At 52.8% G+C, this 23,055-nt stretch carries 21 protein-coding genes; 9 read left to right on the top strand and 12 right to left on the bottom strand.

Annotated elements, in window-relative coordinates:
• Positions 1–1,861: 1,861 nt before the first annotated feature.
• Positions 1,862–2,968 (bottom strand): glycosyltransferase family 4 protein, encoded by a 1,107-nt coding sequence (locus FY206_RS15005; protein WP_050488827.1) that lies wholly within the window; start codon positions 2,966–2,968, stop codon positions 1,862–1,864.
• Positions 2,969–3,304: 336 nt separating this feature from the next.
• Here FY206_RS15005 and FY206_RS15000 point away from each other — a divergent pair, with 336 nt between their 5' ends.
• The gene (locus tag FY206_RS15000) at positions 3,305–3,607 is read left to right on the top strand and encodes a hypothetical protein (RefSeq protein ID WP_125371976.1); all 303 of its coding nucleotides are present in this window, start codon (positions 3,305–3,307) and stop codon (positions 3,605–3,607) included.
• Between the two features lie 343 nt (positions 3,608–3,950).
• Here FY206_RS15000 and FY206_RS14995 read toward each other — a convergent pair whose 3' ends face one another.
• The 5 genes from FY206_RS14995 to FY206_RS14975 form a co-directional block, all read right to left on the bottom strand.
• Entirely contained in the window at positions 3,951–4,667 is a 717-nt protein-coding gene (locus FY206_RS14995; RefSeq protein WP_032641388.1) for an ABC transporter ATP-binding protein, read from the bottom strand.
• Positions 4,664–5,539 (bottom strand): ATP-binding cassette domain-containing protein, encoded by an 876-nt coding sequence (locus tag FY206_RS14990; protein ID WP_032641386.1) that lies wholly within the window; start codon positions 5,537–5,539, stop codon positions 4,664–4,666. The genes FY206_RS14995 and FY206_RS14990 overlap by 4 nt, the downstream gene beginning before the upstream one ends.
• Complete coding sequence (gene livM / locus FY206_RS14985; protein WP_032641384.1) at positions 5,536–6,810, bottom strand: high-affinity branched-chain amino acid ABC transporter permease LivM; 1,275 nt, start codon at positions 6,808–6,810, stop codon at positions 5,536–5,538. Before livM ends, FY206_RS14990 begins: the two co-directional genes overlap by 4 nt.
• A gap of 11 nt (positions 6,811–6,821) precedes the next feature.
• Entirely contained in the window at positions 6,822–7,736 is a 915-nt protein-coding gene (locus FY206_RS14980) for an ABC transporter permease subunit (RefSeq protein ID WP_032641382.1), read from the bottom strand.
• Positions 7,737–7,835: 99 nt separating this feature from the next.
• Positions 7,836–8,957, bottom strand: coding sequence for a branched-chain amino acid ABC transporter substrate-binding protein (locus tag FY206_RS14975; protein WP_032641380.1), 1,122 nt, complete (start codon positions 8,955–8,957; stop codon positions 7,836–7,838).
• 413 nt (positions 8,958–9,370) lie between these two features.
• Between FY206_RS14975 and FY206_RS14970 the strand changes: the two genes are divergently transcribed.
• Complete coding sequence (locus FY206_RS14970; RefSeq protein WP_032641378.1) at positions 9,371–10,039, top strand: YecA/YgfB family protein; 669 nt, start codon at positions 9,371–9,373, stop codon at positions 10,037–10,039.
• 32 nt (positions 10,040–10,071) lie between these two features.
• Here FY206_RS14970 and tyrP read toward each other — a convergent pair whose 3' ends face one another.
• From tyrP to yecR, 3 genes are all read right to left on the bottom strand, one after another.
• Positions 10,072–11,283: a tyrosine transporter TyrP gene (tyrP, locus tag FY206_RS14965; protein ID WP_032641376.1), complete on the bottom strand. Its 1,212-nt coding sequence runs from the start codon at positions 11,281–11,283 to the stop codon at positions 10,072–10,074.
• 193 nt (positions 11,284–11,476) lie between these two features.
• Positions 11,477–11,974, bottom strand: coding sequence for a non-heme ferritin (ftnA, locus tag FY206_RS14960; RefSeq protein WP_014884366.1), 498 nt, complete (start codon positions 11,972–11,974; stop codon positions 11,477–11,479).
• Positions 11,975–12,178: 204 nt separating this feature from the next.
• Entirely contained in the window at positions 12,179–12,517 is a 339-nt protein-coding gene (gene yecR, locus FY206_RS14955; protein ID WP_032641373.1) for a YecR family lipoprotein, read from the bottom strand.
• 213 nt (positions 12,518–12,730) lie between these two features.
• Between yecR and azuC the strand changes: the two genes are divergently transcribed.
• Positions 12,731–12,814: a stress response protein AzuC gene (gene azuC / locus FY206_RS14950; protein WP_014884364.1), complete on the top strand. Its 84-nt coding sequence runs from the start codon at positions 12,731–12,733 to the stop codon at positions 12,812–12,814.
• Positions 12,815–12,922: 108 nt separating this feature from the next.
• Complete coding sequence (locus FY206_RS14945; RefSeq protein WP_008500405.1) at positions 12,923–13,174, top strand: DUF2766 family protein; 252 nt, start codon at positions 12,923–12,925, stop codon at positions 13,172–13,174.
• Between the two features lie 42 nt (positions 13,175–13,216).
• Here FY206_RS14945 and FY206_RS14940 read toward each other — a convergent pair whose 3' ends face one another.
• On the bottom strand, positions 13,217–14,560 hold the full coding sequence (locus FY206_RS14940) for an anaerobic C4-dicarboxylate transporter (protein ID WP_032641370.1): 1,344 nt from the start codon (positions 14,558–14,560) through the stop codon (positions 13,217–13,219).
• Between the two features lie 154 nt (positions 14,561–14,714).
• Complete coding sequence (locus FY206_RS14935) at positions 14,715–15,218, bottom strand: non-heme ferritin-like protein (protein ID WP_032641368.1); 504 nt, start codon at positions 15,216–15,218, stop codon at positions 14,715–14,717.
• Between the two features lie 776 nt (positions 15,219–15,994).
• Between FY206_RS14935 and araF the strand changes: the two genes are divergently transcribed.
• From araF to otsA, 5 genes are all read left to right on the top strand, one after another.
• Positions 15,995–16,984 carry an arabinose ABC transporter substrate-binding protein AraF gene (gene araF / locus FY206_RS14930; RefSeq protein ID WP_008500409.1) on the top strand — a complete coding sequence of 330 codons (990 nt, stop codon included), beginning with the start codon at positions 15,995–15,997 and terminating at the stop codon, positions 16,982–16,984.
• 71 nt (positions 16,985–17,055) lie between these two features.
• Complete coding sequence (araG, locus tag FY206_RS14925; RefSeq protein WP_032641366.1) at positions 17,056–18,570, top strand: L-arabinose ABC transporter ATP-binding protein AraG; 1,515 nt, start codon at positions 17,056–17,058, stop codon at positions 18,568–18,570.
• 14 nt (positions 18,571–18,584) lie between these two features.
• The gene (gene araH, locus FY206_RS14920) at positions 18,585–19,571 is read left to right on the top strand and encodes an L-arabinose ABC transporter permease AraH (RefSeq protein WP_032641363.1); all 987 of its coding nucleotides are present in this window, start codon (positions 18,585–18,587) and stop codon (positions 19,569–19,571) included.
• A 176-nt stretch (positions 19,572–19,747) separates the two neighbouring features.
• Positions 19,748–20,551, top strand: coding sequence for a trehalose-phosphatase (otsB, locus tag FY206_RS14915; protein WP_032641361.1), 804 nt, complete (start codon positions 19,748–19,750; stop codon positions 20,549–20,551).
• Positions 20,526–21,950: an alpha,alpha-trehalose-phosphate synthase gene (gene otsA, locus FY206_RS14910; RefSeq protein WP_032641359.1), complete on the top strand. Its 1,425-nt coding sequence runs from the start codon at positions 20,526–20,528 to the stop codon at positions 21,948–21,950. Before otsB ends, otsA begins: the two co-directional genes overlap by 26 nt.
• 17 nt (positions 21,951–21,967) lie before the next feature.
• Here the strand turns inward: otsA and uspC are convergent, their stop codons facing one another.
• The gene (uspC, locus tag FY206_RS14905) at positions 21,968–22,396 is read right to left on the bottom strand and encodes a universal stress protein UspC (RefSeq protein ID WP_032641357.1); all 429 of its coding nucleotides are present in this window, start codon (positions 22,394–22,396) and stop codon (positions 21,968–21,970) included.
• Between the last annotated feature and the right edge of the window lie 659 nt (positions 22,397–23,055).

Genomic DNA, 23,055 nt, shown 5'->3' with positions numbered 1-23,055 from the left:
GATTATAATAGATAACACGCGTGATTTAAAATCCCTCGGCGTTCGCGCTGTGTGGGTTCAAGTCCCACTCCGGCTACCATGGGAAACAAAGAATAATCAAAGCAATAAGCAGTGTCGTGAAACCACCGAAAGGTGGTTTTTTTGTGCCTTCAATTTGAGTTTTTTCGCCCCGAAAGCAGAGCGAGTTTCCGCTAACTTGCAACCATTCTTAAACAAACATTTCACTCGCCAGACACAGGTTATCGCCGCTGATAAACTAGATGATATCCACCCTGAAGATCGGAAGGTTATTGTCGTGCAATATGAAGAACAGCAGCTTATCAACGGCCTTTTTGAACGTCTGAAACAGGCCGGACAACAAAACAGCCAGCGGGATGCAGATGCAGAGCGTCAGATCGCTGAATTTGTCAGACAGCAGCCTGCGGCCCCCTACTATATGGCGCAATCGATCTTGATTCAGGAAGCGGCGCTGAAACGCCTGCAGGCCCGGGTTCAGGAGCTTGAAAGCGAATTAGCCGCGGAAAAAAGCAAACCCTCTACGGGCGGCAGTTTCCTCGGCGGCCTGTTTGGTGGCGGGAAAAGCAACCCGCAGCCAAACAGCAGCTGGAATGCCCAGCCGCAACAGCCTCCGGCGCCGGATTACTCGCGGGCGCCAGCGCCGGCTCCTCGCGGCGGCGGTTTTATGGCTGGCGCGCTCCAGACCGCCGCTGGCGTGGCCGGTGGCATCGCGCTAGCCGAGATGCTGACCAATATGTTCCATCAGTCGCGGCCGGAAGAGATCGTGAATATCATCGAAGAACCGACAATGCCCGTCGGTGGTGAGCCATTTGTCGGTAATAAATACGGTGACGTAAATCATGTCTCCGACACCCGTTTTCTCAACCAGAACGATCCGCTCGGTAATAATAATGACGGCTGGCTGAGCGATGATGTTGATGACGATTACAGCAATGATGACGACAGTTTTATTTAACGACGTTAACGCTGGATATAGTAAGTGGTCTTGCGGTTAATGCCAGTCTCTAAGATGGCTGGCATTGTTCTTAAAAAGACTGAATAGTCACGGCAGGAGTGAAACCTTTATCAGTGATTACCCTGTAAGAGAGCCTCCGGCTTTTGCGCTGTGTGGGCACAAGTCTCACTCCTGCTACTATGGGAAAAGTAGAGTAAAAATAAATGATAAGCAGCGTCGTATAAACCATCGAAGGTGGTTTTTCATTACCTGCAATTTTCCTTTACGAAGATGCATTCTAAGAGGATTTCACGCGAGCCCCTATCCAATCAGTTTTTCTGTCCTCACACAACGGGTACCATTTTTACTTTCCGGCAATAAATTGCCGTTTGTCGCAAATTCTTATGGCCGGAAATTGCCTGTTTACCTTCAAGATCTGAAATGCCTTTTGCTTTCAGATCGTTGAAGGGGAAATCAATTGACAGATCCTGAGCTGCGAGTTAAGACCATCACGAGTGTGTCTAAACAATCTGTCAGGGAGTAGTTCTGCATCTCTTGAAGGTTGCTCAATTACTGGTGGTGCGTTTATTGCTTCCGGGGAAAAAATTAAATATCAACAGTCCGACTCTCGCAGAGGGGCTAGAGGGCATACTCACAATTCCCGGGGGATCAAATTCAATAAAGACTGTGTTGACTCATAGGCAATTGCTATCTGAGTCGACCGTTGCAATTGTTGCAAATCCTGCTTTGGGCGGTAATCACATAAATGCTGGAGAGTAGGGAGATAACAGAATGATTAAGAGAACATCCGGTCCATTAGGATCTGAGCAGTATCGTTTAGAACATTGACTGTGTAATTCAACGCCCACTCTACTATGAATGGGCGCTTCATAAATTCAAGTATATAAACTAGAGGCCATAAAGTTTTTTGTATTTATCAACCATAATGTCTAGAGAAAACTTTTTTAATGCGTTCTTCCTTGCCGCAACCCCATGATCTTTAATGAGTTGAGGAGATTCAATGTATTTAATCATTATGTTGCTCAGCTCTTCAGCGCCTCCGTTATAAGTATAACCAGTTATCGATGACTCTATAACCTCAGGAACACCCTCAACAGCCTTACCTATAGATGGTATTTCAAAGTACGCAGCCTCTACAAAAACAAGGCCAAATGCTTCCCAATTAGATGGCTGGCAAAGGATATCGACACTATTATAAAAATCACTCTTGTCTCTTACCCATCCCTTGACATAAACGTAGTCTTTCATATCATTTGAATTTATAAATTGAACGCAATCCTTCATTAAAGGACCATCACCAGCTAACGTAAACTTAATTTTTCTGCTTCCACCATATTTTTGTTTTACTAACTTGGCAGCATTCAAAAATTCTAATGGGTTTTTTTGTTCATCTAACCTTGCCATAAAAGCTAGATTTATGAAGTCATGTTGATTTTTATTGAAATTGAACTTGTTAAAGTTAATTCCATTATGAATTACAGGTGTGTTAATAAAAGGGTAGAAACGCTTGTAAAATTTATTGACTGAAACGTTGTAATTTCCGAAAAAAGCTGAAAAATACTCGATAGCCCAATATATTACACGCAACGGGAATGGGACCTTTTTGTGGAAGGCAATACCATGGACAGTATGTATAACATTTTTTACACCCGCTAATTTAGCAGCTGTTCTTGCTACTATCGCAGGCTTTGTTGAGTTAGTATGAACTATGTCAAATTTATGCTCTTTAAATATTTTATACAATTTTGAAAATGCATTTATATCAGATCTTCCTATATTTCTTTTCAGTTCTGGAACTGATATTATTGAAACGTTTGCATTTTCAAAAGACATAATAAAATCTTTGCTACCATCGTGAAGTTCACCACAAATAACATATTTCTCTATGTTATCATTGTTTATATTACTTAGTATATCCAGTATTATCTGTTGCGCTCCAGCAAGTTCCGATGCTACAACGACATGTGCAATTTTAATTTTGCCTTCCGTCTTCATGATGCCTTTTCCTATATCGTACATTGGCAGAAAATGGTGGTTTGTAACATAGCTCATCCAGTTGTTCGAATATTAATTAATCAACTGCAACATGTGAAAGAGCGCCGTAACGTGCACTTACCACATTGTTGCGTACTACCACGCCACCAGAAGGTCAAACAGCAGAGAGAGAGAGTCGTTGTCAGCTTAAGCATATGAGTAGTTGGGTTGTTTCAGATTCGCAAGAGTTTAACATTTGTAAGTTTTTGAAGCGACCCTCTCTATAGGATTAGGATTCCGACCGTATGACGGCAGTACCCTCACTGTTATCTACAGTAGGCTCCACAGGGGTAAGGCGTGAGGCTAAATCCACAAACCATCTGGTTGTCATGGTTTTGTATCGCCATCACAGCAATTGCTGATTATCTCGGAAATACAACGTTGAATTTAACCTGCCTGGTTCCTGCCAAATTAGGATTTCTGTTAGCGGTTTTAGGTTGGCTAGACCGTTGGGCGAAGGTTAAGGCAGATCGCCATGCTTCTGCAGAGCATTTGGTGTTAGATCGCCAACGAACACGGGCAGCGATTGAAAATCTCAGCCGTTCAGAGACCTATAACATCGTTCGGGCCGACGAGGTTGTTGCAGGGGGCTGCGTGTGATGGAGGAAACGGACATCCAATCGTGAATAACAGAGCGAAATCAAATTCTGCTGTTTTGGGACTAATATTGGCTAGTGCGTCTGTCTCTGTGATCTTTGGCCAGCACCTGGACAAGAAGGAAGGGAACCAAACGACGGCGAAGAAAGATGGTGTTGGAATCTGGATGTTTTGCCGTGGGGCCACAACGGTTGATGTTAGTCGGTGGTGTAGGGCATGAAGTTGACGCAAGCGAAATGCGATCGGGTCAACGCAATTGAACGCAATAAAACTCAGTGGTGCTGAGGAATAGATGGGTGAAAATCAATTTTCGCCGAATAGTTTTTTGTGCCTGAAACTTCGCCAGTCACACCCCGCCCAAATACGCCTTCCTCACCTCCTGATTCCCCAGCAGCTCCTCGCCGCTGCCGCTCAGTCGGATCTGCCCGTTCACCATCACGTAACCGCGATCGGAAAGCTTCAGCGCGTGATGCGCATTCTGCTCCACCAGAAAGATAGTCATGCCGTTGCGGGCCAGCTCGCGCAGCGTCTGGAAGATCTGCTTCACCACTATCGGCGCTAAGCCCAGACTCGGTTCATCCAGCAGGAGCAGCTTCGGACGGCTCATCAGCGCCCGGGCTATCGCCAGCATCTGCTGTTCTCCGCCGGACAGGGTCATGGCGCGCTGCTTGCGTCGCTCCTTGAGGCGAGGGAACAGGTCGAACATCGTTTGCATATCTTCGGTCGCAAACTGATTGCCAATCGGGATGGTCCCCATCAGCAGGTTCTCTTCAACGGTCATATCCGGGAAGATGCGTCTGCCTTCCGGGGCCTGCGCAATGCCGCCGGACGCGACGTAATGGGTGGACCGATGGCTGATGTCTTCACCACCGAAAAGGATCTGCCCGTTGCGAATCCGCGGCTGGCCAAAGATGGACATCAGCAACGTCGATTTACCCGCGCCGTTTGCGCCAATCAGCGCTACGGTTTCACCCTTATTGACCTCGAGGGAAACCTGCTTCAGCGCCTGAATCACGCCGTAAAACACATCCACCTCGCGAAATGCCAGCAGCGGTTCGTTCATAGGGTGACCTCGCTTTCATCCGTGCCCAGGTAGGCGGCAATGACCTTTTCATCATGCTGGATCTCTTCGGGTTTTCCTCTGGCAATCACATCGCCGTGGTCGAGCACGATAATGTCGTCCGAAATCTCCATCACCATCCCCATGTCATGCTCAATCAGTAATACCGTGATGTCATGATGGTCCCGCAGAAAACGAATGATGCCGCTCAACTTATGCGTTTCAACCGGGTTTAGCCCGGCGGCGGGTTCATCCAGACAGATCATTTCTGGCCCGGTGCACATTGCTCGCGCAATTTCCAGACGCCGCTGCTGGCCGTACGACATCTCGCCCGCCAGGCGATTGGCGCACTCCACCAGATCCACCACTTCCAGCCAGTAGAAGGCTCTGTCCAGGGCGTCACTTTCCGCTCGCCGGTAGGATGGCGTATTCAGTATCCCGGCGAGCAGATTGCGGTTAACGCGCATATGCTGCGCGACCAGCAGGTTTTCCACCACCGACATCTCGCGAAAAAGACGGATATTCTGAAACGTGCGCGCCAGCCCGGCGCGGTTCACCAGATGCGTTCCACCAAACATTTTGTAGAACAGACGCTGCCCGAACTGCGCGGGGTTAATCCAGTCGCCCGGCTGAAATTTTTGCCCGAGGACCTGAATAACGTTGGTCGTTTTATGGCGGGTATTAAATAAAATATTGCCGCCGGAGGCTCTGTAGAAGCCCGTCAGGCAGTTAAACACGGTGGTTTTTCCCGCGCCGTTTGGCCCAATCAGGGCGGTAATGGAGCCGCGCAGCACGTCCAGGTTGACGTCGTTTAGCGCCTTAATCCCGCCGAAGTGCATCATCAGATGTTCAACGCGTAATATGGTTCCGTTCATGGCGCGACGCCCTTACGCACGGCAAACCCGCTGCGGTTAATGCGGATCAAACCGCGTGGACGCCAGATCATCATCACCACCATCAGCACGCCAAACAGCAGGACGCGATATTCGGCAAAACTGCGCAGCAGTTCCGGCGTGACCGTCAGCACAAAGGCTGCCAGCACCACGCCCAGCGTCGAACCCATACCGCCCAGCACCACAATGGCCAGGATCAGGGCCGATTCAAAGAAGGTAAAGGAGGTTGGATTCACGAACCCCTGATAGGTGGCGAAGAACACTCCCGCAATGCCCGCGGTCGAGGCGCCCAGCGTAAAGGCGGAAAGCTTAACCAGCACGTGGTTCAACCCCATCGAGCGGCAGGCAATTTCGTCTTCACGCAGGGCTTCCCACGCCCGGCCAATCGGCATTCGCGTAAGGCGGTGCTTGATGTAGAGCACCAGCATCACCACCAGGAACAGCACTGCGTAGATGAAGATAAACTTCATGTTCGGGTTGTAGGTCAGGTGGAAAAATTCGTGGAAGGGCACGCCGCCTTCTTTTGCCCGTCGCCCAAATTCCAGCCCGAAAAAGGTGGGGGGAGGGGCCGACACGCCGTTGGGGCCGCCGGTGAAGGTCAGCCAGTTGTTCAGTATCAGACGAATAATCTCCCCGAATCCGAGGGTGACGATGGCCAGATAGTCGCCGTGCATGCGCAGCACCGGAAAGCCCAGCAGGGCGCCAGCTGCGGCGGCCATGATTGCCGCCAGCGGCAGCATGCTCCAGAAGCCTAAGCCGAGATACTGGTATCCCAGCGCCAGACCGTATGCCCCGATCGCATAGAACGCGACATACCCCAGGTCCAGCAGACCGGCCAGCCCCACGACGATATTTAGCCCCAGACCGAGAAGCACGTAGATCAGCCCGAGAATGGCGACGGTCAGCACATACTTAGTGGCGACAAACGGGAAGCAAATCGCAAGAGCAATCACCAGAGGAATAATCCAGCGCATGCGGCTTTTGTAATCCGCTGGCCGGACGTAGACGCCTGCGCTATCGGCTTCGAAGCGTGCCTGGAAACGGGCGCCCGCGGCGGTACCTAAAAAGGCGCTCAGCAGAAAACGGCCGAGCATGACGATGCCGACGATCCAGGCGAGGCGCCGTCCGGCGAAGGTAAAGCTGTATCCGTCCAGCACCACGCCCGCAATCGGGCCGAAGATAATCAGCGCAATCAGGCCGGAGAAGATGGCGTCCAGCATGCAGCGCTTCAGCGAAAAACCGTGTGATGTCATCATTCTCTCCCTCACACCTTGGCCACAGTCGGGCGCCCGAGCAGTCCCTGGGGGCGGAAAATCAGGATCATGACCAGCAGGCCGAACGAGAAGACGTCTTTATAGTCCGAGTTCACCATGCCCGAGAACTGGGCTTCGGCCACGCCCAGAATAAGGCCACCGAGCATGGCGCCGGGCAGGGAGCCGATGCCGCCGAGCACCGCCGCCGTAAAGGCTTTAATGCCGATCACAAACCCGACGTAGAAATCAAAGGTGCCATAGTTCATGGTGATGAGCACACCCGCCAGCCCGGCCATCGCCGCGCCGATGACAAAGACCAGCGAAATAATCCGGTCGGTGTTAATGCCCAGAATGGAGGCCATCTTACGATCCTGCTGGACCGCGCGGCACATCCGCCCCAGCCGGGTGCGGTTGATTATCCAGGTGAGCACCAGCATGCCGGCAAACGAGGCGACCAGGATAAACACTTTGGTAAAGGTTATCTGCACGAACCCATCGCCCAGGTGCAGGCGCAGCACGCCGTCCAGCATGGTCGGCACCCCCTGCTGACGCGGACCCTGGCTCAGCTGGGCGTAGTTTTGAAGGATAAGCGACATCCCGATGGCGGAGATCAGCGGCGCCAGGCGCGTGGAGTTGCGCAGCGGCCTGTAGGCGATCCGCTCGATGGTCCAGCCGTACACTCCGGTAACCACAATGGTGAACGCCAGCGTCCCGAGGATCAGCAGCGGGAACGACTGCAGGCCGAAGAAAGAGAGCAGCGCCAGGCCGATGGCGCAGAGATAGGCGGAAATCATATACACTTCGCCGTGGGCGAAATTAATCATCCCGATAATGCCGTACACCATGGTGTAGCCGATGGCGATGAGGCCGTAGACGGAGCCCAGCGTTAAGCCGTTGATTAACTGTTGCAGGAAAAATGTACTCATTTTAGCGCGCTCGTTTTATAGGCTGCGCGGCCCGCGCAGCCTGATGTTTATTACGCGACGACGGGCAGGCCCGCCGACGTTGAGCGTGACTCCGTCCCGTTACTGTACTTCCTTATATTTTCCTTTGTCGTCCCACTGGTACACCACGTAATCAGACACCTTCAGGTCGCCCTTGTTGTCCCAGGCTTTTTTGCCCATCACGGTGTCGACGGAATTGGCTTTCAGCCACTCGCTGGCCTTGGCTGAATCCTTGCCGCCGGTGGCCTTGAAGGCCGCAGCAATCGCCTGTACGGAGGCATAGGAGTAGAGGGTGTAGCCTTCCGGCTCGAATTTACCGGCGCGGAATTTCTCGATAACCGCTTTTCCGTCCGGGATCAGGCGCGGATCTTTACCGAAGGTCATGTAAATGCCGTTGGTGTATTGCGGACCGCCCGCGGCGGTCACCATCTCCTCGTTAACGATACAGTCGCCGGAGAAGAATTTGGCCTGAACGCCCTGTTCACGCATCTGGCGTACCAGCGGACCGGCTTCCGGATGACAGCCGCCGAAGAACACGACGTCCGGTTTTTGCGCGCCGATTTTCGTCACCAGCGCGTTAAAGTCTTTTTCACCACGGGATAACCCCTCATACATCACATCCTGAACCCCGCGCTTCGCCAGCGCCGCTTTGGTGGCGTCTGCCAGCCCCTGCCCATAGGTGTCTTTATCGTGAATGATGACCACGCGTTTGGCTTTCAGCTTGTCGATGATGAAGTCGCTGGCAACCTGCCCCTGCTGGTCGTCGCGTCCGCACATGCGGAACATATCGCTCATGCCGCGTTCGGTGATCTGCGGGTTAGTTGATCCGGGGGTGATCGCAATGATGCCCGCGTCGCTATACACCTCGGAGGCGGGCATGGTGGAAGAGGAGCAGAAATGGCCGACCACGGCGTTAACTTTATCCTGGTCAACTAAACGGTTGGCGACGGCGACGGCCTGCTTAGGCTCGCAGGCGTCATCCCCCTGAACCAGCTTGATTTTCTCACCGTTAATGCCGCCAGCGGCATTGATGTCATCAGCAGCCTGCGTTGCGCCGTGCCAGTACTGATCGCCATAGGTGGCATTCGGGCCGGTGAACGGCCCGGCCACGCCAATCACGATATCTGCCCGGGCGGAAAACGCCGTCACCAGGCAACCGGCCAACACAAGAGAAAGAGGAGTTCTGATAAATTTCAGCGACATTATTATGTTCCTTAGCAAAGAGGTTTTTGCACCACGGCGTAAACCCGAACGCCCGACGGCGCAGCCAATCCGAAACACGAGCAAGAACAAAATGCACTAAACGAACGGCATCCTGCATGATACGGCGAGGTTTCCATGCGCAGCGTCGCGCGAAGAACAGCAAGCAAAAACGTTGCCAGAACGGTAACCCCTTGACGGGGTTATGACATGTTTGAGTATAGAGCGCCGCGCTATACCGCCCTGCGGCAGGAGAAGAAATTACAGCGGAGATCACATATCGTTAACAACAAAGCCCACAAGTTGTGCAAGACTCACGATTTGCACACTTTTGCAGCAATAAAGACCTAAACTTCAGCCCGGAGAGGCGTCAGATATGTGATAGGATCTTTTCCTTTTTTGCAGGAGTGTCAGCGATGACTGAAGGCCCATTGAATGAAAGCGAAATGGCGTGGCTTGAAGAGACGTTAATGTCTTACGGTCATGATGACGCGTCCGTGATTGACGTGTCCGAACTGGACGGCATGCTTACCGCAGTGCTTTCCGGTCCTGTTGTCGTTGAGCCAGATGCCTGGCTGGTGGCGGTGTGGGGTGGCGAGAAGTACATTCCGCGCTGGAAGAACGATCGCGAGATGAACCGTTTTATCGATCTCTGCTTTAAGCACATGAATGATATTGCCGAGCGCCTGAGCGAGTACCCGGATCAGTTTGAACCGATGTTCGGTTATAACGACGTTGACGGTGAGAGCTATACCGTGGTCGAAGAGTGGTGCTATGGCTATATGCGCGGCGTGGCGCTGACGGACTGGTCAACGTTGCCTGAAGCGCTGCAGGGCGATCTTGAGGTGATTGCGCTGCACGGGACGGAGGAGAACAGCGAAAAGCTGGATGAACTGTCCGAAGAAGAGTATATCGCCAGCATCGAGAGCATCCAGCCAGCGGCGCTGCGTCTCTATCAATACTGGGTTAATAATCCGCAGCAGCCGGAAGCGAAGAAGCCGATTGTGAACGGCACGAAGGTCGGGCGTAACGATCCGTGTCCTTGCGGCAGCGGGAAGAAGTTTAAGAGCTGCTGTTTGCACTGATAAAATAGGGGCTGATGACAGCCCCTTTTTTGTTAACCCACTTCCGGCAGCATTCCGGCTGCAATCAGCACCTGCACCAGAATAATCACGACGCCACAGGCAAACACAACGCACAGCAGCGGTTTTCCGCCCGCTACGCGGTATCCCTGCTGGGGGTGCTGCTGGCGGCTCTTCCATGCCAGCAGGGAAGGGAGGAGGAGGGCAAGGATCGACAGCGCCACACCCGCATAGCCCAGCGCCATCACAAACCCGCGTGGGTAAAACAGCGCAAAGGCCAGCGGCGGCAGGAAAGTGAGCGCGCCCGTCTGCAGGCGGCCAGCCGCGGTATTGCGACGCTGGAACAGGTCAGCTAGGTAATCAAACAGGCCAAGCGCCACGCCCAGGAACGAGGTCGCCAGCGCCAGGTCGGCAAACAGGTGCACCGCCAGCTCCACGTGCGGCGAGGTGACAACCTCGCGCAGTGCCAGCAGAAAACCGTTCAGGCCAGCGTGCTGCGCCATCAGTCCCATAAAGGTTGATGAATCTATGCTGCCCAGCGTCACCAGCTGCCAGAAAATATAGGCGATCAGCGGGATCGCGCTGCCGATAACAAAGACGCGGCGCAACTTGCGAATATCGCCGTTCATATAGCTAACGATGCTCGGCACGCTGCCGTGAAAGCCAAACGAGGTGAAAATAACCGGGATCGCGGAAAGCGCCAGCCCTTGTTCCAGCGGCAGCGTCAGCAGGTTCACCTTGTGCACGTGCGGCGCCAGCAGGACCAGCATGACAATCAGGAAGAGGATTTTGGCGCTAAAGAGAAAACGATTGAACAGATCGACCAGCGATGTCCCCGCGCAGACCACGCCGCCGCCGATGAGCGCAAAGAAGATAGCCCCCGTCGCCGGGGTAATGTCAGATCCAAACCAGTCGTTGACGCTGGAGGCGATGAGCTCCCCGGCGCCGCTGATATAGGCGGCGGTCAGGGCGTACATCAGGAACATCATGCTGAAGCCGGTTATCCACTGGCCGTAGCGTCCGAGGTAGCGCGCCGCAAGGGAACCCAGACCGGTGTCGGCGGGCACGTGCTGGTAAACCTCAAGCAACAGCAGGGCGGTGTAACACATCAGCGCCCAGAGCGTGCCCAGCAGCAGCAGGGTCGTCCCAAATCCTACGCCCGCGGCGGCCAGAGGCATGGCCAGCATTCCTGCGCCAATCGTCGTTCCGGCAACGATAAAAATACTTCCCAGGGTTCTGTTTTTCACGCTTTCCTCTACAACAATGCTTAACCGCGACAAAATCTGCGGCGCAGAGTAAGGGAAAAGCCGTAACTCGTCAAATCACCGTTACAAGTGGTGTAATGAAAAGTTTACGTGTCACGCTGTTAAAAAGCGGGGGGAGTTGATGAGGGGATATAGGTAAATAAACGCGGTGCCGGAATCCGGCACCGCGTTAATATTAATTCTGCGTATCCAGAGTGGAAAGTTCTTTATCAATAAAGTAGAGGCCCTCGCCGGATTTACCCACCAGAGATAATTTATCCAGCACGGATTTAAACAGCTTCTCTTCTTCGTGCTGTTCTGCCACGTACCACTGCAGGAAATTAAAGGTTGGATAATCCTGGCTGGTCATTGCTGCATGAACCAGTTCGTTAATTTTCTGGGTGATTAGCTGCTCGTGCTCGTAGGTCGCGCGGAACAGCTCATCGAGAGAATTATACTCGGCAAAAGGCGAGGCAACGGTTTCAATGCGCGGCAGGCTGCCGGTATCCGTCAGATAGTCAAACAGGCGCTGCATGTGGGTCATCTCTTCCTGCGCATGGCGACGCAGGAACGCGGCCGCACCTTCAAAGCTGTGGTAGCTGCACCAGGCGCTCATCTGCTGGTAGAGCAGGGATGAAAAAAGCTCAAGATTCATTTGCGCGTTGAGCTTGTCGATCATTTCGGTTTTCAGCATGGTGACGCTCCGGGTTATTATTTCTGATTCACAATGAGCGACACTATAATTTGTTATTTAATTATTTGCAAAACGTAAAATTTTTATTTTATTAATTTAAAATACGAATGGGAATAAAACGCATTGGCGATTTTTATAAATTACTAATGAGAATTGTTTCTGTTCGTAATCAAATAAACTGCCAGCCCATGCCGGCAGAATGAATTAATACCACGGATTATTTGACTTAGGATTAACGGCGTAACCCATACATTTATACTGGATAGTTACGCTCTCGTTCAGGCACAGCGAGCCGCTCGTCAGGGTGCAGGTTTTAATGGGCTGGCCATAGGCTGAGGCAGTGGCATACCCCATGCTCTGACACGCTTTTGCCGCCGTGCCGTTATTCACATACTCATCGGAATGCGCATTTTGCAGCGCTGCCTGGCCGTAGTCGAGGCGGACGATGCCGTTCGGCGCATCGAGACTGCTGATTTCAGCCTGGCGGTTAATGCTGCACCCCGCGAGCAGCAGGAGTGTGCCGGCTACAATGACTCTTTTCATGGTTCGCTCTGAGTGGATGGAAATACGCTATCGTACCCGCAGATGCCCGCCGCAATGGCTGGAATAGCCGGACAATCTGCCCTCACTCTTTGCAACGGGTCACGTCCGGGAAAATTTGTGATGCATATCACAAAAGGATTGATTTTTGTGATGATGGTCATATTATAAGCACGTTGATTATAAAGTTGTATAACAAGTTAATGGAGCATCATCGTGAAACTGCGCAAGATCCTGAAAAGTATGTGGGCCAATTACTGCCGTACCTTCAAAGACGTGCCGCCGGGCGCCATGTTCTGATAAAAAAACCTGCTTCGGCGGGTTTTTTTGTGCCTGCAGGCGATGAAGAGAAGATGTCAGGGGGCGTGTTTTGATACTATGGCGGCCTTTAAATAAGGAGAAAGCCCCATGTCACAAAACCTGAGCGCCGATCAGGAACTGGTCTCTGACGTTGTCGCCTGCCAGCTGGTTATCAAACAAATCCTTGACGTCCTGGACGTGATTGCGCCGGTTGAAGTGCGCGAGAAAATGTCTACGCAGCTGAAAAACATCGATTTCGCCAGCCATCCTGCTGCTGCCGATCCGGTTACGCTTCGTGCGATTCAGAAAGCCATCGCGCTGATTGAACTGCGATTCACGCCGCAGGGCGAGTCGCACTAAAGCAGGGAAAGGGGCGACGGCACGTGTCGCCCGTTGATGCGGTTAGAAGAACGTCTGTACCAGCAGGTAGCTTGCCGCACACGCGCAGCTTACCCCAATTAGCCCAGGCAGAATAAAGCTGTGGTTGATGATAAATTTGCCGATGCGGGTCGTGCCTGAACGGTCAAAGCCGATGCAGGCCAAATCGCTGGGGTAGGTTGGCAGGACAAAATAGCCGTAAGACGCCGGGAAAAAGGCGATCAGCATTTTCGGGTCGATGCCCAGCATGAGGCCCATAGGCGCAACGGCCGTTAGCGCAGCCGCCTGGCTGTTCACCAGTTTTGACACCAAAAACAGCACAATCGCATAGGTCCACGGATGGCTTTTCACCACGCCTTCCAGCGCCAGCTTTAACTCGTCGAGATGTGCCTGGAAAAAGGTGTCGCTCATCCACGCCACGCCGAACACCGAGAAGATCGCGACCATACCGGCCTTGAACACCGCGCCGTTAGAAATCGCGGACGCATTGACCTTACAGGCCATCAGCATCACGGCGCCCGCAATGAGCATCATCATCTGAATGACAAGGTTCATCGACAGCGCCGTCATTTTGCCTTTCAGCTCAAAGGCAGGGCGCAGTTCAGGAAATGCCCCCAGCAGAACGACCACGGCAATACCGGCAAAGAAAATCCACGTGGACCAGTAGGCCTGCTTAGGGAAACGCTGATTCATTAACGTCTCCGTTCCGCCGTAGATAAACTCGCGCTGCTTTGGATCCTTCAGCTTTTCCTGAAACTCAAGATCGTCAGCCAGATCTTTCCCTCGACGTAAGCTCCACAGGGCCGCAATGGCCACGCCGAACAGTGACGCGGGAACCGACACGGCGAGGATTTCCAGGATCCCCCACGCGTGGCCGATCCCATGCTGGGCCGCCAGGATGGAGACCAGCGACACGACGGCCACGGAAACGGGGGATGCCGTAATCGCCATCTGTGATGCCACGGATGCCACGGCCATCGGGCGCTCGGGGCGGATCCCTTTCTTCAGGGCGATATCCGCAATGATGGGGAACATGGTGTAGACCACGTGTCCGGTGCCGCACAGAAAGGTCAGCATCCAGGTGGTGAACGGGGCGAGCAGGGTGATGTGCTGCGGGTGTTTGCGCAGCAGACGTTCGGCAAACTGCATCATGACGTTAAGACCGCCCGCGGTCTGCAGCGCAGCCGCGCAGCCAATCACCGCAAGGATGGTTAGCATAACGTCAACCGGCGGCTTACCGGGCTGTAGACCAAAGACAAAACATAAAATAAAAAGACCAATGCCGCTGATTAACCCAAGCCCCATACCGCCGAAACGCGTACCCGTCAGCAGGCAGAGGAGAATGACAACAAACTCAATGGTGATCATGATGCTCCCTCGTCAATGATTATGTAACTAAATAAATCATCACACGTTGTGTGGTTAATCATTGGGAGCCAGATCTGATTTGTTAAATTTCAGCAAAAGCAGGCGGTTGGAGCGGGGAAGGGGACCTGCTCCGAACGGGAGCAGGTCAAAAGCGTCAGTGATGCTGCACTGTGACGATGTCGAGCAGATGACGGTCGGTCTGCTCGGGACATAAACCCGCTTTCTGCGCATTGCGGATCTCATCCGCCAGCGTCTTCAGCAGCATGCCGTCCTGCTGCTGCTCTTTATCCATATCGCGCAGGAATTTGAGCGTTGCAATGTCCTGCTGCGCTTTGGCTTCGTCGGCCAGTTTGCTGAGGGTGCTGCAGCGTTGTTCATACTCCTCAAGCGTTTTCTGAAACAGTTCTTCCAGGCAAGAGTAGTTCTCGTTGATCCCATCCAGAGCTTTGACCACCGGGTTTGCCCCTGCGGCTTTGAGGAAGTTAAAGACGCGCATCATGTGGGTGACGTTACTTTGCGCCTGCGAGCGAAAGAAGGTGGCAGACCCCGTGAGGCTGTTCTCGGCACACCACGCACTTAGGTGCAGGTGCAGATTCGAGGCGTAGAACTCAAGGTTCATCTGCGCGTTAAGTTTTTGCATCATCGTTTGGGTAGCCATACTCATATCCTTATTGACCGTGGGACGTGATGTCCGTTGCTAAACCTGAGCGCCAGGCAAATGAGAAGAAAAGAGCAGAAATAGACATTCTGCCGTGACTTAAGTCGACCGAAATACACTTCCTGTGTTCGATATAAATAAGCATACCCTTGTCTTTGGTCTAAGAAAACTCTTAATTGGGCTGTGTTTACCATACATTACAAACTTTAATATAGTACACAAATTTAATAAGCTTGCCATGAATTCAATTTTATTAAACTATTGATATAATTGTTGTTTTGTTGTGTCGGCGCATCGTTTCTCTTTAGGCGAAAGTATGTTGGAATAATGCTCGGTAAAAAGAAGAAATACGGATTAATCATTTTGAATATATGATGTGACAATAAAATTGCGCTAAATCAAATTCCGCGGAATAACGTTTTTCAGGAAGGTTAGAGATTCTTGATGAAAAACCGTTTATCCCCAGCTGCCGTTTTGCCTTCTGAAGGGCATCAGGGATATCTTAGCTAATCTTATGGATAATTCTGCTTAACCCCCTTTCATTTGTCTGACAAATCCTGCCTTTTTTATGTCATTTTTCGCTGAATTTATGTACGCAATTACTGTAATTCTGCGGTGTGATGGCGCTCTCTTATGGATGATTAATTTCCCGCTAAAACTATCACCAGCAATAACGCTTATGACGAGGTAAGCGCTAATGCCTTGTTTTAAGTCCGATTAAATAAGAAGCACGCACCTATTCCCTACAGAAAAGAATGCTAAAGCTGGAGTTTACCATGCACAAATTTACTAAAGCGCTGGCGGCCATCGGTCTGGCTGCCGTTATGTCACAATCCGCTATCGCTGAGAATTTAAAACTCGGTTTTTTGGTAAAACAGCCTGAAGAGCCCTGGTTCCAGACCGAGTGGAAATTCGCCGATAAGGCCGGGAAAGATTTAGGTTTTGAAGTCATTAAAATCGCCGTGCCCGACGGTGAGAAAACCCTGAACGCCATCGACAGCCTGGCGGCCAGCGGCGCGAAAGGCTTCGTTATCTGTACCCCGGATCCCAAGCTTGGCTCAGCCATTGCGGCGAAGGCCCGCGGTTACGACATGAAGGTGATTGCCGTTGACGATCAGTTCGTTAACGCCAAAGGCAAACCAATGGACAGCGTTCCGCTGGTCATGATGGCGGCGACCAAAATTGGTGAACGTCAGGGCCAGGAACTTTACAAAGAGATGCAGAAACGCGGCTGGGACGTGAAAGAGACCGCCGTCATGGCCATTACCGCCGATGAGCTGGACACCGCGCGTCGTCGCACGACGGGCTCAATGGACGCGCTGAAAGCAGCGGGCTTCCCGGAAAAACAGATCTACAAAGTCCCGACCAAATCCAACGATATCCCGGGGGCATTTGACGCCGCGAACTCCATGCTGGTTCAGCATCCGGAAGTGAAGCACTGGCTGGTGGTCGGTATGAACGATAACACCGTGCTGGGCGGGGTACGCGCGACGGAAGGTCAGGGCTTCAAGGCGCCTGACGTGATCGGCATCGGCATCAACGGCGTTGACGCCGTTAGCGAGCTGTCCAAAGCGCAGGCCACCGGCTTCTACGGCTCCCTGCTGCCGAGCCCGGACGTTCACGGCTACAAATCCAGCGAGATGCTCTACAACTGGGTCACCAAAGGGGCTGAGCCGCCGAAATTCACCGAAGTGACCGACGTGGTGCTGATTACCCGCGACAACTTCAAAGAGGAGCTGGCGAAAAAAGGACTCGGCGGTAAATAACAGGCTGTGATTGTGCCCCTCATGCACCGTGAGGGGCCAGACGTACACACTACAGGAATCACGGAGTCGTTATGCAACAGTCCTTACCGTATCTCTCTTTTCGCGGCATCGGTAAAACCTTCCCCGGCGTTAACGCACTGACCGATATCAGCTTCGACTGCTATCCCGGCCAGGTTCACGCCCTGATGGGGGAGAACGGCGCGGGAAAATCCACGCTGTTGAAAATCCTCAGCGGCAACTACGCGCCAACGACCGGCACGCTGGCCATTCGCGGCGAAGAGGTGGCGTTTGCCGATACCACGGCGGCGCTCAATGCCGGGGTTGCCATCATCTACCAGGAGCTGCACCTCATTCCTGAGATGACCGTGGCGGAAAACATCTATTTAGGACAGCTCCCGCACAAAGGCGGCGTGGTAAATCGTTCGCTACTTAATTATGAAGCGGGGCTGCAGCTTAAACACCTTGGCCTGGACGTCGATCCCCAGACGCCGCTGAAGTATCTCTCCATCGGCCAGTGGCAGATGGTTGAAATTGCCAAGGCGCTGGCGCGTAATGCCAAAATTATTGCCTTCGATGAACCCACCAGTTCGCTCTCTAAGCGTGAGATCGAAAACCTGTTCCGCGTGATCCGCGAATTGCGTCAGGAAGGGCGTACCATTTTATACGTTTCGCACCGCATGGAAGAGATATTTGCCCTGAGCGACGCCATCACCGTGTTTAAGGATGGGCGCTATGTGCGCACCTTTACCGACATGCAGCAGGTTAACCATGACCAGCTGGTTCAGGCGATGGTCGGACGCGATCTGGGTGATATTTATCACTGGCAGCCGCGCCCGTACGGGCCTGAACGCCTGCGCCTGGATAACGTGAAAGCGCCGGGCGTGCGAACGCCGATTTCATTATCCGTACGCAGCGGCGAAATCGTCGGCCTGTTTGGCCTGGTGGGCGCGGGGCGCAGCGAATTGATGAAGGGCCTGTTCGGCGGTACCCGCATTACCGATGGGCAGGTCTTCATTGACGGCGAACGGGTGGATATCCAGAAACCGGCCCACGCGATCGGGGCGGGCATGATGCTCTGCCCGGAAGACCGTAAAGCAGAGGGGATTATTCCGGTGCATTCGGTACGCGACAACATCAATATTTCCGCCCGCCGCAAGTTCATTCGCGCAGGCTGCCTGATAAACGATAGCTGGGAGTCGAGCAACGCCGACCACCATATTCGCTCGCTGAACATCAAAACGCCGGGTCCGCAACAGCTGATCATGAACCTGTCAGGCGGAAACCAGCAGAAGGCGATTTTAGGCCGCTGGCTGTCAGAGGATATGAAGGTCATTTTGCTGGATGAGCCAACGCGCGGTATCGATGTGGGGGCAAAACACGAGATTTATAACGTGATCTATGAGCTGGCAAAACGCGGCGTGGCGGTGCTCTTCGCCTCCAGCGATCTGCCGGAGGTGCTTGGCGTGGCCGACCGCATTGTGGTGATGCGTGAAGGCGAAATTGCCGGTGAGTTACTTCATGAACAGGCGAATGAACAACAGGCGTTGAACCTCGCCATGCCTAAAGTCAGCCAGGCTGTCGCCTGAGTAAGGAGTTAATGATGTCCTCTGTTACTACATCCGGAGCGCCGAAGTCGAAGTCGGCGTTAAGTTTTGGGCGTATCTGGGATCAGTACGGCATGCTGGTGGTTTTTGCCGCGCTGTTCCTTGCCTGCGCGATCTTTGTTCCTAATTTTGCCACCTTCATTAACATGAAGGGGCTGGGGCTGGCCATTTCCATGTCCGGGATGGTGGCCTGCGGGATGCTGTTCTGCCTCGCCTCCGGCGATTTTGACCTGTCGGTGGCGTCGGTGATTGCCTGCGCGGGCGTCACGACGGCCGTGGTGATCAACATGACCGAGAGCCTGTGGATTGGCGTGCTGGCCGGTCTGTTACTCGGCGTCATCAGCGGTCTGGTGAACGGGTTTGTTATTGCGCGCCTGAAGATCAACGCCCTGATCACCACGCTTGCGACGATGCAAATTGTCCGCGGGCTGGCCTATATCATCTCCGACGGTAAAGCGGTGGGAATTGAAGACGAGCGCTTCTTTACGCTGGGTTATGCCAACTGGCTGGGGCTGCCCGCGCCTATCTGGCTGACCGTGGCCTGTCTCGTCCTGTTCGGTTTCCTGCTCAACCGGACCACCTTTGGCCGTAATACGCTGGCGATTGGCGGTAATGAAGAGGCCGCTCGCCTGGCCGGGGTGCCGGTGGTGCGCACCAAGATTATTATCTTTGTGCTCTCAGGGCTGGTTTCTGCCGCTGCGGGGATTATTCTGGCCTCGCGTATGACCAGCGGCCAGCCGATGACCTCAATTGGCTATGAGCTGATCGTTATCTCGGCCTGCGTTTTAGGGGGCGTTTCCCTCAAGGGCGGCATCGGAAAAATCTCATATGTGGTGGCCGGGATACTGATTTTAGGGACGGTGGAGAACGCCATGAACCTGCTGAATATTTCGCCGTTCTCGCAGTACGTGGTGCGAGGCCTGATCCTGCTGGCAGCGGTGATTTTCGACCGTTACAAGCAAAAAGCGAAGCGTACCGTCTGATCTTTTTTCCCCTCATTAATTGCTCAACTTATAACCTTAGTTGACCTCTTAACCGCCCCGCCAGTAAAACTGGCGGGGCGGTTATCAAATGGCGAGCCACGTCACACTGTCTATACTTACATGGCTATGAAAGAGGTAAAGGCGTTTACCTCTCGTAAACCGTAAGGAGGAAAAGGGTGGCTGACATGTTAACCGCACCGCCTGTACTGCCCGGACAATATGCTTTCTTTTTTGATCTCGACGGCACGCTCGCCGGGATAAAACCGCACCCTGACCAGGTGTCTGTTCCGGATGCGGTGTTACAGGATTTGCATCAGCTCTCGCTCATGAACGAGGGAGCACTGGCATTGATATCAGGGCGCTCAATGGCCGAGCTGGATCTGCTCGCCAGTCCTTACCACTTTCCGCTGGCCGGTGTACACGGAGCGGAGCGCCGCGACATCCATGATCAAACGCATATCGTTTCACTCCCCGACGCACTCACGCAAACGCTTCATAAAGCGCTTTCTGACGCGCTGGAAGCGCTGCCCGGCACCGAGCTGGAAGCCAAAGGCATGGCCTTTGCCCTGCATTATCGTCAGGCGCCGCAGCATGAGGAGGCTGTGCTCGCCCTTGCTCAGACGGTTGCAGATGTGCATCCGCAGCTGGCGTTGCAGCCCGGTAAATGCGTTGTGGAGCTAAAACCGAAAGGAATTAATAAAGGTGCAGCCATCGCCGCGTTTATGGCGGAGGCGCCCTTCAAAGGGCGAACGCCCGTTTTCATTGGGGATGACCTGACCGACGAGGCCGGGTTTCGCGTGGTGAATCAGGCCGGAGGGATCGCCGTCAAGGTGGGGCCTGGTGACACCGTCGCCGAATGGCGACTGGCGGATGTCGCCAGCGTCTGGCAGTGGATATCTGATATCGCTAACCATCAACAACAACAAATAGCGCAAAGCAAAGGGGGAAACCATTATGGGTCGCTTAGTCGTCGTCTCTAACCGAATCGCACCGCCTGATGATAAAAAAGCCAGTGCAGGTGGCCTGGCGGTAGGGGTGTTAGGTGCCTTAAAAGCCGCTGGCGGGCTGTGGTTTGGCTGGAGTGGGGAAATCAGTGAAGAAGAGAAACCGCTCAATAAGGTGACGCGCGGGAACATCACCTGGGCGTCGTTTGCGTTGAAAGAGAAAGACTACGACGAATATTACTCGCAGTTTTCGAATGCCGTCCTGTGGCCTGCGTTCCACTATCGTCTTGACCTGGTCAAATTCCAGCGTGAATCCTTCGAAGGCTACTCGCGCGTGAACGCGCTGCTGGCGGATAAACTGCTGCCTTTAATAGAAGAAGACGATATTTTATGGATCCACGATTATCACCTGCTGCCTTTCGCCAGAGAGCTGCGCAAGCGGGGGGTGAATAACCGGATTGGCTTCTTCCTGCACATCCCGTTCCCGACGCCGGAAATATTTAACGCGCTGCCGCCGCATGAAGATCTGCTCGAAGCGCTGTGTGATTACGATTTACTGGGCTTCCAGACCGAAAATGACCGTCTCGCGTTCCTTGATTCCGTATCAGGAAAAACGCGTCTGGTAACCAAAGGCGGCAAAAGCCATACGGCGTGGGGGAAAACGTTCCACACCGAAGTTTATCCAATAGGGATTGAACCTGACGATATCGCGGAGCAGGCTTCCGGTCCGCTGCCGCCAAAGCTGGCGCAGCTTAAGAATGAACTCAAGAACGTGAAAAATATCTTCTCGGTAGAGCGTCTTGATTATTCCAAAGGGCTGCCGGAACGCTTCTTGGCCTATGAAACGCTGCTGGATAAATACCCGCAGCATCACGGGAAAATTCGCTATACCCAGATTGCGCCGACGTCGCGCGGCGAGGTTCAGGCCTATCAGGATATTCGCCATCAGCTGGAGACCGAAGCAGGGCGCATTAACGGCCGCTATGGCCAGCTGGGGTGGACACCGCTTTATTACCTGAATCAGCACTTCGACCGTAAGATCCTGATGAAGGTCTTCCGCTATGCGGACGTTGGCCTGGTCACGCCGCTGCGTGACGGCATGAACCTCGTCGCGAAAGAGTATGTGGCGGCTCAGGATCCTGCTGACCCGGGCGTGCTGGTGCTTTCCCAGTTTGCCGGTGCCGCAAACGAGCTTACGTCGGCGCTTATCGTTAACCCTTACGATCGGGATGACGTGGCAAACGCGCTAAACCGCGCGCTGACCATGCCGCTCACGGAACGTCTTTCCCGCCATGCGGAAATGATGGAGACGATCCGTAAGAACGACATAAACCACTGGCAGGCGCGTTTTATTCAGGATCTCCGGGATATCGCCCCGCAAAGTCATGAAGGCGATCTGCAAAAAAAGATCGCGACGTTCCCTAAACTCGCCTGATTTTCCTCTGGGGAGCGTTAATTCCCCCCAAGAGGCACTAACAGCACATCAACCTGGCTTGAGGCGACAATAGATTTCGCCGCGCAGGCCGCTCGCGATAAAAAGCTGTGGTTATGATTCCCGCAAATGACTAAATCAATTTGTTGTTTACGACACATGTCGAGAATATGGGCGTTAAGTTCCCCGGTCGCAATAACGGTTTCATAAACCGGATATTGCGCCTTTTCCACTAATTCACGCAGAAATTGCTGCGTTTCTTCCTGAAGGACCTCACGAATATCCTCCAGCATGGGCGCGGCCAGCTGATTATACATCTCTGGCTCGGCGGCGAGGGTGATGAGACTGATGCGGGCATTATGGGGTCTGGCAATGGAAACGGCCCGGGCGACGAGCTGATGGCTTTCAGGAGAAACTGCAACGGTAACAAGAAGATGGGAGTAACTCATGGCGCACTCCTTGGGTGTCTGACAGACTGCGTGTCACCACCTTTACCGCGAATGCTCTGGTTCTGCAAGAGCGAAATACGACATTAGTGTGAAGCTTATCATAATTATTCATTAATTATTCTTATAAGAAGAATAACTAAAAAATGCGCCTAAATGAAAAAAATTAACAACTTAACGTAAATCACACAATTTCACGCCTTGACGCTTAAATCGTTTTGCTACGTTACAAACTCATTCCGAATGATCACGCCCTGAAACATCTTTTTGGCGTTAACTGCATAACTATATGTTTTTTCTCGGTAAGAAAAATGTTTCCCGAGGTGGGGGATATTGTAAATGTTTCCGTCAGGCATTCACGGCGAGAAAAGCACGTTGTATGCCAGTTCGAATCGCCCGTCTGCATGAGTATTCGTCAATTAAGAATACAAAACAGTGCTGATCGGTTAAAAAACAAACAAATTACAAGTCATACTGATGGATTTATGGGTCATATTCACTTAAATTGTGTGACGTGGATCACATTTTTTTTAAATTTGAGGATGGCTGGATTGTATGTGGCAAAACTGACGAGTAGAGTTTGCGTCGAATTAGGAAAAATCTTAGTTATTTGTAAGAAATGATAAAACATGTAAGAGACGCAGCCGCGGCTTCTCTCTTGC

It is taken from the genome of Enterobacter chengduensis (assembly GCF_001984825.2).
GTDB lineage: Bacteria > Pseudomonadota > Gammaproteobacteria > Enterobacterales > Enterobacteriaceae > Enterobacter > Enterobacter chengduensis.
The sequence above is the reverse complement of the archived record's forward strand: the minus strand, read 5'-3'. Positions and strand labels throughout refer to the sequence as shown.